Origin of the sequence: Facklamia sp. P12937 (assembly GCF_050409505.1) — a bacterium.
In the GTDB taxonomy this organism is placed as follows: domain Bacteria; phylum Bacillota; class Bacilli; order Lactobacillales; family Aerococcaceae; genus Facklamia.
In genome coordinates this window covers 1-10034 of sequence record NZ_JBNUPI010000028.1, presented here as the reverse complement: position 1 = coordinate 10034, position 10034 = coordinate 1, and the positions used below count along the sequence as shown (strand labels likewise).

13 protein-coding genes and 1 pseudogene are annotated in these 10034 nt (G+C 31.8%); all 14 read left to right on the top strand.

The window, feature by feature from the left end; all coding sequences use genetic code 11:
* Nucleotides 1-175 precede the first annotated feature (175 nt).
* The 14 genes and pseudogenes from ACQV2R_RS08180 to ACQV2R_RS08115 all read left to right on the top strand — a co-directional run bounded on the left by ACQV2R_RS08180 (nt 176) and on the right by ACQV2R_RS08115 (nt 9698).
* Entirely contained in the window at nt 176-670 is a 495-nt protein-coding gene (locus ACQV2R_RS08180) for a hypothetical protein (protein ID WP_428874436.1), read from the top strand.
* A 62-nt stretch (nt 671-732) separates the two neighbouring features.
* Nucleotides 733-972, top strand: coding sequence for a hypothetical protein (locus ACQV2R_RS08175; protein WP_428892084.1), 240 nt, complete (start codon nt 733-735; stop codon nt 970-972).
* A 339-nt stretch (nt 973-1311) separates the two neighbouring features.
* Nucleotides 1312-2451 carry a hypothetical protein gene (locus tag ACQV2R_RS08170; protein WP_428892083.1) on the top strand — a complete coding sequence of 380 codons (1140 nt, stop codon included), beginning with the start codon at nt 1312-1314 and terminating at the stop codon, nt 2449-2451.
* A gap of 386 nt (nt 2452-2837) precedes the next feature.
* Nucleotides 2838-3266: a phage tail protein gene (locus ACQV2R_RS08165; RefSeq protein ID WP_428892082.1), complete on the top strand. Its 429-nt coding sequence runs from the start codon at nt 2838-2840 to the stop codon at nt 3264-3266.
* 17 nt (nt 3267-3283) lie between these two features.
* Nucleotides 3284-3478, top strand: coding sequence for a hypothetical protein (locus ACQV2R_RS08160; RefSeq protein ID WP_428892081.1), 195 nt, complete (start codon nt 3284-3286; stop codon nt 3476-3478).
* Between the two features lie 8 nt (nt 3479-3486).
* Complete coding sequence (locus tag ACQV2R_RS08155; protein ID WP_428892080.1) at nt 3487-3714, top strand: hypothetical protein; 228 nt, start codon at nt 3487-3489, stop codon at nt 3712-3714.
* Nucleotides 3715-3735: 21 nt separating this feature from the next.
* A complete protein-coding gene (locus ACQV2R_RS08150) occupies nt 3736-4014 on the top strand; it encodes a hypothetical protein (protein WP_428892079.1) in 279 nt (92 codons plus the stop codon).
* Between the two features lie 203 nt (nt 4015-4217).
* Nucleotides 4218-5348 carry a Fic family protein gene (locus ACQV2R_RS08145; RefSeq protein WP_428885307.1) on the top strand — a complete coding sequence of 377 codons (1131 nt, stop codon included), beginning with the start codon at nt 4218-4220 and terminating at the stop codon, nt 5346-5348.
* A gap of 167 nt (nt 5349-5515) precedes the next feature.
* A pseudogene (locus tag ACQV2R_RS08140) lies at nt 5516-6163 on the top strand (IS256 family transposase).
* Nucleotides 6164-6194: 31 nt separating this feature from the next.
* Complete coding sequence (locus ACQV2R_RS08135) at nt 6195-6518, top strand: transposase (RefSeq protein WP_428892078.1); 324 nt, start codon at nt 6195-6197, stop codon at nt 6516-6518.
* A gap of 817 nt (nt 6519-7335) precedes the next feature.
* The gene (locus ACQV2R_RS08130; RefSeq protein WP_428874428.1) at nt 7336-7497 is read left to right on the top strand and encodes a hypothetical protein; all 162 of its coding nucleotides are present in this window, start codon (nt 7336-7338) and stop codon (nt 7495-7497) included.
* Nucleotides 7478-7744, top strand: a complete 267-nt coding sequence (locus tag ACQV2R_RS08125) for a DUF2087 domain-containing protein (protein WP_428874427.1) — start codon at nt 7478-7480, stop codon at nt 7742-7744. Before ACQV2R_RS08130 ends, ACQV2R_RS08125 begins: the two co-directional genes overlap by 20 nt.
* 233 nt (nt 7745-7977) lie before the next feature.
* Complete coding sequence (locus tag ACQV2R_RS08120) at nt 7978-8568, top strand: hypothetical protein (protein ID WP_428892077.1); 591 nt, start codon at nt 7978-7980, stop codon at nt 8566-8568.
* A 350-nt stretch (nt 8569-8918) separates the two neighbouring features.
* Nucleotides 8919-9698, top strand: a complete 780-nt coding sequence (locus ACQV2R_RS08115; RefSeq protein WP_428892076.1) for a hypothetical protein — start codon at nt 8919-8921, stop codon at nt 9696-9698.
* Nucleotides 9699-10034 lie beyond the last annotated feature (336 nt).

The window sequence follows — 10034 nt, the reverse complement described above, 5'->3', positions numbered from 1 at the left end:
TAGTGGGACATTTTGATTTGTGTTCTCTTGAGACATTATCATTTACGTTTAACATTTAGGGGTGTATTTTTAAGCAGATTTCTTGAGTGAAAAGGCTTTATCTGTTAATATTTATGTATTAAGAAGGTCTTTAAAATGAATTCTTCTTAAAAAAGATTTAAGGAGTGGAAAAAATATGACCAAATTAAAAACAGTTATCGGTATGGTAGCAGGTCTTGCAGGTGCCTATGCGGTAGTTAATTATCTATACCCTGAAAAAACAGAGGAGTATCGTAAGAAATTATCAGAATCGAGTGTGGAAGCGCGCGATCAATTGGCTTCTTATAAAGAGCTTGCTCTTAAAAAGGGTCAAGAGTTATCTGATGTTGCTGCTTTAGCAAGTGAAGATGCTAAAGTATCTTTTTCAGAAACGGCAGAAGAATTAAAATTTTCTCTAACAAACTTGAAAAACCAATTATTTAGTTCAATTGAAGAAACGCAGCATTCTCTTGCTAATCAAAATGATGATTCTGATTTTAAAGAAGTCTTAGCTCATTCAGCTAATGAATTAAAAGAAGAAATCGGACAATCATTTGAAGAAATTCTTGAAAGTTTCGCCAATTTAAAACATGAGATTGAAGACACTACCGATATCGCAATTGAGTTATCAAAAGAAGTTACTGGTGAGTAATTTTATATAAATTGGCTTTATGTCAAATAGGGTTGATGCTATCCAAGGAGATTAAGCAACTAATGGTTGCTTGGTCTCCTTTTCTTTTCTTCTTGACACATATACTCTTGGTTATCGATGAATTAAAGCTTAATTATACAAAACATGCCATCAAAAAATTAGCCCTAAGAAAAGTTTTACGAATCAGGGGTAAGCTCGGCTTGAAACGTACAAAATTCTGGCGGAGTCACGTCGCTATAGCTCTTACGAAGGCACTGTGGGAACAAATGCTCCCAACCACCTTAATCGTCGCTTTAGTGTAAAATGAATGGCAACTGAAAGTTAAATTAGGGAAAAATTCTGCTTATTTAAGCCCTATTATGGATTTATTTAACTCTGAAATGATCGCTTGGAATCTTAGCGATCATCCAACCTTAGATTGGGTCATCAAGCCATTGACTGACGCTATTGCTATGATTAAATTGGTCTTTAGAAGCGTTATGTTTGAATTTTTACAAATAAGTTAGTATATTAAGGATAAGGAAAGTTCTAAAAGAACGATTTGTCTAAAGCAATTATTTTATAGTATTTATCACCACTATAAAGATAAATTGTGCCTTAAAGCACCTTGAGTGTTAAAACTTTAAGAAAGAGGGATTTATATGAATAATGAACGAGATAAGCACAATGTTGAGCCTACTGTTGGAGGTCAGGGTAAGGTCGTTGTAAAGGAAGCTACTAAGGATACTGGCAACCACACTTATACCTCACATCATGATCACCATATAGGACATCATCATCGGATAGGAGAAAACTTATCGTGGCGTGCCGTTTTCGCTGGATTAGTGACTTTCGTCGCTTTAAGCATGTTGTTCTCTTTAATTGGGGCAGCTATCGGACTTGGAGCTACTGACTTAACCGCTGTTAATCCATTAGATGGAGTTGGAATGGGCTTAATCATTTGGACGATTGTGTCATTGATTTTAAGTTTAGCCGGCGGAGGATTTATCGCAGGATACACTGCACACCGAGCTGGTATGGTTCATGGTTTCCTGACATGGGCTACAGGCCTAATAGTAGCAGTAGTATTGGCTTCATCAGCAGTGACAGGAACTTTCAATACAATTGGTGCTATGTTTGGTGCGACAACTAGTGCTGCTGGAGATGCAATAGGAAATGTTTCAAAAGCTGCAGGTAATTTATCTGAAGAAGCATTTAATGCTGTAACAGATAACTTACAGCTTGATACATCGAACTTAGACCAAGAAGTACAAGATTTACTAGAAGACACTGAAATTGAACAGTTGCAACCAGGTTATTTACAAAATCAGTTAGATGAAACGGTAACTGATATTCAAAATGCAGCTAAAAGCGTTGTGGTTGATGGAAAACCTGTTGAGCAAGCGATGAAAGATGTTTATACAAACATTGAAGATCGTATGGCTACAATTGACGAAGGTTTAGATGAAGATGCTTTATCGAATGCTATTGCTGATAATACTGATTTAAATGATGAAGAAGCAGAAGAAGCTACAGCTCACATTATGAAATCATATGAAGAAGCTCAAGCTCAAGCGAAATATTTACTTGCTAGCGCTGAAACTGAAATGAATCGCTTAGAAAGTGGAACAAAACAAGCAATTGACGAAGGTGTCGAAACAACAAATGATGTTATGAATGAAGCTTCTAAATATTCTATCTATGCTTTCATTGGATCTGTTTTGGGATTAGTAATTTCTGCCTACGCTGGTAAGATGGGTGCAGAAAAAGAATTAGAGCAAGATCAAGTTGTTATTAAATAATTTAGCCTGTAATTTACAATATTAAACTAATAAAGAGTCTACTGATTATAGTGACCCAAGAAGTTGGACCAGAGAGATGAGTACATGTTGTATGTGCTTGTCTCTCTTATTTTATTGTTTTCTAAGCAGCTTGAAGATTAGCGAGAAACCTATCGAGAGGCCAGCATGAGGCAGCAGGGAAGCTTAAATCTACTTATGAAGATACACTTGATTCAATAAGTGAATTAAATAAAGCTCAAAACAAACTATAATTATTAATGAGTGACTTTGGAGATGAAATAGGCAAAGTACTAGCTCTGATATTGCAAGTTGTAGCTGATATCTTTCAATCAATTAGAGAATAGTTTTCTAAGCTTCCTAAGCCCGCAAAAGAGTTTGCCATTGTCATGGGATTGCTGGTGACCGCCTTAGGGGACATAGCCCCGGTGTTTATGGTGTTATTAGCCGTAGTAACTGCGACTCAACTATCGATTTTTGGCTTTATCAAAGCCTCGTTAGCTACTATAGCTCCGATTGCTCTAACAATAGTTGCAATAGTAGGTTTTGTTTTAGTAATCAAGCAGCTCTGGGAAACTAGTGACCAATTCAGAGAGGCTGTTATAAACACTTGGGTTGCTATAAAAGAGTTTTTACAACCAATCATCCAATCTATCAGCGATTTTGTAATGAAAATATGGAGTTCAATGACAAGTTGGTGGAATGAAAACAACGAACTAATTAAACAAACGATTAATACTGTTTGGGGCTGGATAAAGACTTTTATCTCAATAATATTGGATCAAGTTTTTGCTAAGGTCAGCTTAGTTTGGGATTGATTCAAGGGGTCACTCAAATGGTATGGCCTATCATTCAAGAAACAATCAGAATAGCAATGGACTTTATTCTAGGAATCATTAAGGCAGTTATGCAATTAATCAACGGTGATTGGTGTGGTGCATGGGAGACGGTAAAACAAACGGTGTTTCAAGCGTGGGAACGCATTAAATCCGGCACACAGCAAACAATCGATTCGGTAAAAACTTTATGATAAATGGATTGACTAGCGCAAAGAATAAAGCTGTGGAAATATTTAACAGTATCAAGCAAGCGATTACAGATAAAATTAATTCTGCAAAAGATGCGGTAGGGAATGCAACTGAAAAAAATAAAGGCTTCTTTAACTTCAGTTGGTCGTTACCCGAGATTAAATTACCACGACTCCCTAGATTGAGTATTACCGGTCGATTTAGTTTAACTCCACTACAAGTTCCAAGAATCTCTTAGCATGCGGACGGAGGAATTATGATGAATCATACAGTGTTTGGTATTAATGGCAAAAATATTCAAGTTGGTGGTGAAGCAGGTCCAGAGGCTATCCTACCATTAAGTTCTAAAGTATTAGGAGAGATTGGTGCAGGGATTGTTAAAGCAACTAATGTGACTAATAGCGAGAGTGGAGATACTTATATAACTGTCAATGATGAAGTTGCTAATGACTATGATGTTGATCGTATGATAGATATCATTGAAGAAAGGTTAGGAGAAAAGGAAACTAGAACAAACGGAGAGCTAGGTTTCACATAATAAATTATCCCCTTTGGTTAATACTGGAGGGAATCAAAATATCAATTCTAAGGTCAATTCAGGATTAATTATGAGTGAGGGTAGGCTAAATCAATGGAAAATTAGTTAGATAACATTTTCAAAACTTATAAATAAAGGAAAAATAATGCTTTTTTTATCTTAATATGATAAACTTAATCATGCTTAAAGGGAGGAGGAAAAATATGACAATTCAGGGTCTGGAATTATTGCCACCTAAAGTGTCTATAGAAGAAGAATTATCGTTATACAAAAAAATTGCTATTATCAAGAGTACGATAGGTAAGTTAAATTCAGAATTGAATCACTCTCCTGTCGATGATAACCTTCTTCAAATTCTTTCATTAAAGGAGTCGGTTCAATCAACTAGAATTGAAGGTACTCAAGTAACTTTTGCGGATATGATTGATCAAGCAAATTCAAAAAAGAAGTCTAAAGAAATTACAGAGGTACTTAATTATAAAAAAGCACTAACAGTTGGTATCGAAATGATCAATCAGGGAAATCCAATCAGTTCTAGGATGATAAAAAGTTTGCACAAAGAACTTATGTCCAATGAAGCGAGAGGAACGTCTGCTTCTGCTGGTGAATTTAGAAAAATTCAGAATCACATCGGTCCAGATAATAAAATCGAAAACGCAGTTTATATTCCAATTCCTGCTCAAAAAATCGGAGAATATATGACCAATTTGGAATATTATATTAATTCAGTAAAGCATTTTAGTTTTGAAAAAGAAAAGCTTGATGATTTTAATTATTTGGATGAAAATACCGATCCATTGATTAAGGCTGCAATTATTCATGCGCAATTCGAATCGATACATCCTTTTTTAGATGGAAATGGGAGATTAGGAAGAATACTAATTATTTTGACTTGCATGCAAGATAAACTAATTGATAAGCCAGTCTTCTTCATTAGTGAGGAATTGGAAAAAGAAAGGCTGAGATACTATAATCGCTTGAATGGGGTTCGTGGAAAAAATCCAAATTGGTTTGAATGGATAGACTTTTTCCTTTCAGCCTCAAAAAGAATGGCCGATTCCTTATCAGTAAAAGTAGAGAATATAAACAATTTAGCAAGATCAGGAATTAATATTATAAATGAGAACAATTATTACATTAATCAAATATGGCTATATACCTTTAGGAATCCATTTTGTAACGTAAAGGATGTTGCTAGAGCTTTAGGCATAACGGACGCAACAGCTAGAAAGTATCTAAAGAAATTATCTGATTTGAAGTTAATAGAGGAAGATAATTCAAAGAAGAGAAACAAACTTTATATTAATTATGACCTAATTAATATTATAAGTTAGTTTTTATATTCATAGCGTAAAATTTCTTGTGTAAGCTCCTAGACTCCCTAGAAAAAGAGACCTCACTTATGTAAGATTGTAATCACCACAAAACAATCACAAATAGGAGGTCCCTTATGGAAGACTTTAACACAAAATGATTCACAGCACTAGCACAAGGAGAATCTATTCATGAACTGTTTCGTCAGTCCTTAGAAGATGCCATTAATCTACTGCTTGAAAGCGAAAGAACGGTTTTTCTTAAGTATAAGAAGTGGAAAGTGAAAGGTTATAATACCGGTAATTCAAGGAATGGTTATTATTCTAGAAGACTACCGACTGAATACGGTACGCTTCACCTCAAAACACCACGAGGTCGGTTAGGGCTGTTTGATATTAAAACACTTGAAAGCCTTCAAGAAGCGCCTGCTCATTTAGAAAAGATGATAATTTTAATGTATCAAAAAGGTGTGACAACACGCGATATCTCAGAACTTATTGAAAAAATGTAGGGTCATTGTTATTCACCAACGACCCTCTCCAACCTTTCAATAACATTTTAAGAAGAATTAGCCGCTTACCGACAACGTCCGATTAAACAAGACGATGTTTGTCTATACTGCGATGCTACTTTTGTCCCTGTAAGGCGTGGAAATGTCTCTAAGGAAGCCGTCCATACAATTATTGGAATGGATGCTCAAGGCTATAAGGAAACACTTGATTTTCAAGTCTATCCTACAGAGTCAGCTCTTCATTACCGTGAAATGCTTCAAGACTTAAAACAAAGAGGGCTAGAAAATGTTTTACTTTTTGTCTCAGACGAATTAACGCCCTGACTAATGAGTTTCCGATGGCCCTTCATCCATCTTGTTGGACACACTTACTGAGACATGTCTCCATGAAAGTCCGTTTGAAGAACCGTCAAGAAGTGTTAGCGTCACTAAAAAAGTTCCTAAAGCCAGTAGTATCGTAGAAGCCACTCGACTACTCAATGAATTCATCCAGACCTGGGGAGCGACTTATCCAAAGTTGGCTGAACAATTGAGACTAAAAAAGAATCTTTTCTCATTTATGCATTTTCCCAAGGAGATATGGGCCCCCCTTTATACCAACAAACAATCAGAAGCCGTCAATAAACAAATAAAGCGGATCACAACAATAAAAGAACAGTTTCCCCATGAAGCCACTTAGGGAAAAACAGTCTATTGTTATATTACCGAGTATAACGCAAAGTTTGGACATCGGAAACATAAAGACTTTGGTAAAGCAACCTTTGAACTTCAATCTCTTTTGGATCAAAAACGACCAGTTAACGAGACGAAATTAAGAGAAGGTCTCACAAAGCCCCAAGTATCTTAATGGAGTAAACTAGCACCCTTCGGTTGCTTCCCTCGCATTTTAGAGGACCTATCAATCCTACAGATCTAAGCGAATCCACATGGTATTCGAAAGATCATCTAAAATGCGAGGTTAGGATCGGAAATAACAGAAGTATTGATCTAATAATTACAATCTTGAAATGTAGGTTACACAATTTATCTGACACTACCCAAGCAACAAGTTAGACTACGAATAAAATCTAAATGTTATAATGATGAAATTATCAATAAAATTAAAAAGTCTAGTATTGTTCAAAATTTTTGGGGTTTAACTTTTGAAAAAGAAATTGGTAGATATATGATGGGTATAGGGATTGAAGTTTTTGAAGCTATTAGTTTTTTAGATTCAAAAAGGATAGTAAAATTTTTAACATCGAATAAAGAATTAATATTTGATGATGGAGAAATGAATAATGCAATTAAAAAAAATATTACTTATTAATACATTTTATTTACTAAATGTATTTTACACTAAAATTCATCAAGCATTGGAAATTTTCACCCCTTATATTAATGAAAAACAAAATAGACCGCTAAAAAAGGAATAATTTGATTCAATAGAAAAACTAAGTAAATATAACTCAAATATTTTTAAAGAAATTAAATTTAGTATTAAAGAAGAAAACTATGTGAAAAAATTTGGACAACCCAATATTTTAGATTTGATTCATTTAAGTAATATTCGCTTAGTTGGCAATGATATTTTACTAGAAAGAGAGGTTTATCAATATATAGGATATTACTTAAAAAAAGAAGGGAGTTTAATAAATAATGATAGAAAGATTTATTGATCAAAGAGGGAGAATAATTGTTATTCCCAAAAAACAAAAAAATAAAATTATTATCTTTGACTATATTTTTGAATTAATCAAAAAAAAAGGTGATGAATTTTCTGAGAGTGAACTAAATAATATTATACAGGTATACTATGATGATTATGCGACAATGAGAAGATATTTAGTAGATTATGGTTATTTAAATAGAGATATATACGGGAGTATATATTGTATAAATTCGGAGATAAATCATGAAAGCTAAAATTCATTATTATTATTATTTGAATTTTTGTCTGTCTCATTAGTTTCATTTTTTAACCCAATATTGTATATTTATTTACTTAAAAACTTTTCATTAAGTGATGTAGGGTTATATCTAGCTCTATTTTGGCTATCGTCTTTTCTTACAGAGATACCATGTGGAGCTATAACAGATGTTATAGGAGAGAGAAAATCAATTTTTTAAGTGGTCTATTTAGAATTTTAGGGATTTTAATGATATTAAGTAGTTCATATACACTTCTCCTGTTTTCAGCTTTTTTATCCGGAATTAGTGAGTCTTTTTATTCTGGAACATTATCCAGTTGGCTAATCAAAGATTTAAATTTATCACAGGATAGAGATATCTTAGAACACATATTTTCTAAGGCGTCTATTATAGGATTATTGGCTGCATTGGTCATTGGAACTTTGAGTGCGGATGTATTGTATAATTATAATACAGATTTGCCATTTTATTTCAGCATATTATTTAGTATTATTTTAATTGTTTCAGTTATTAAATCTCCAATTAAAGATTTTAAAAATAAAAAAATATCTTTTAAAAACACTTTTAAATATTCATATGGTGAAATAAAAACAATATTTAAACAAATTATGACATCTAAAAAGAGTATTGTATTTATATTATTTTTACTTCTCCCTAAAGTGATAGATATAGGACCATCAAATCAGTGGCAGGCAATATTTTATACTAATAATATAGAAAATATTATTAGTATTATGTGGATAATAATCTCATTAAGTGGGCTTGTAGGGAGTTTAATATCTCATAGGATATTATATAAAAAAATATTTCTTATGTGATAACTTCGTTAACAATAATAGATATTATATTCTTATCCTTATTTATTCTCTCAAAAAATATATGGATGGGAATTATTACTTTTTCAATTCACGTAATGCTTAATACTATAACTGAAATTAAAAGTAATGTCGCTCTTCATTCAGATTTTGTGCAAGATGATAATCTACGAAATACAACAATCTCATCTTTTTATAGTATTGAATCAATATCTATTTCAATAATATTAGTTTTAAATGGGTTTATTTCTGATCAGTTTGGAATACTAAGAACATGGAATATTACCAATATTGATGTTCTTTGTATTCTTATTATAATTATTTTTAAATATAAAAAAAGAAAGAGTTTTTAAATGGCGATTAAAAGAACCTATGAACATTCTGTTATAGAAGAGCATCAGTCCATGCTATATTTAAATAGTATAAATATACAAGATAATATCAAGGCGCACAAAATTCATAATGAAATAGATTTTATTGATAGTCTCCCAAATATAGAATCATTAGATATTAGTAAATATAAAAAATCTGTATTAAATTGCCAAGTTAACACCCTCTTAATAAGAAATAATTTTGATTACTTATCTTGGAGAAAAAATAAAGATTTTTCTGAGATTAGTTTAATTCCAATAAAAATGCAAATGCATAACTTTTCCAAGGCTAAGATTAGTAGTGAATTTTTTAAAAAATTATGTAATAGTACAACTGAAGTTTTGTTAAAAGATATATTATTTTATATATCTGACACATTGTCTTTAAATGTTATATATTTAAAAGGTATGATAGATGGATATAAATGTGTATTTTTACCTTTAAAAAATATTAATTATATTATTATAGGAGACAAAGTAGGCCCGTTTCATTTTTATTATTTATTACATGAAGTTAGTCATGTAATTGTAAATTTTTTATTAATCAAAATGAATTTAATTTTTTCTATAGAGGAGGAAGAATATTGGGCTCATTTTTTTGAAAGTGCATTTATTAATTCCTATTTTAACAGTGAAAAAGAAAATTATATCGGATTTACACAGGCTCTATTAGAAGAAAATAAAGCAATAACAGAGTTTCAAATTGAACTTTTTAAATATCCATTAAAATATAGCTCCTTAGAAGATAAAAAAATTATATAAGGATAAATTATTTAAATATAATCTAGTTTCAAGTGAAAAATATATTAATTATGATTTTATGTTTGATTTTTTATCTAATCCTTTTTATTCAGCCTCTTATATTAATGCACAAATAAATGCACTAGATAATATTAATAAAAAAGATATAGTAACTGTTTTGGAAACATTTATCGAAACATACAAATTTTGTTAGGAGCCTCTTATAATTAATTAAATATAATTCAATATTCACTTAAAAATTGATATGTCAAAATTTTTTAGTCACTTTTTTAAAGGCTCTTTGTCCAATAGGGTTGATGCTATCCAAGGAGATTAAGCAATTAACGGTTGCTTAGT